This is a genomic window from Klebsiella sp. K47 (assembly GCF_051858335.1).
In the GTDB taxonomy this organism is placed as follows: domain Bacteria; phylum Pseudomonadota; class Gammaproteobacteria; order Enterobacterales; family Enterobacteriaceae; genus Klebsiella; species Klebsiella pneumoniae.
Genome location: NZ_JBPYUI010000636.1, coordinates 1 through 206, shown reverse-complemented (window position 1 = coordinate 206; position 206 = coordinate 1). Strand labels below are relative to the sequence as shown.

At 33.5% G+C, this 206-nt stretch carries 1 pseudogene; it reads left to right on the top strand.

The window, feature by feature from the left end:
• Nucleotides 1–206 (top strand): annotated as a pseudogene (locus RRF55_RS29505) (IS701 family transposase); the annotation flags it as partial.

The following is a 206-nucleotide window of genomic DNA, read 5'->3' as shown; positions in this document are numbered from 1 at the left end:
ATAGAACAATATCACCGAGTGATTAAACAGGTTTGTCATATTGAAAAGTTTCAAGTAAGACGATCTAAACTGATTTTGAATCATATTTTTTCAGCCTTGATGGCCTACGTCGAGATACAAAAGAACCAGTTTGAGCGGATCTTTGAAAATGTATATCGTTGGCAGAAGAAATTATTTAGACCAATCATCAAAGACTTCATTGATGA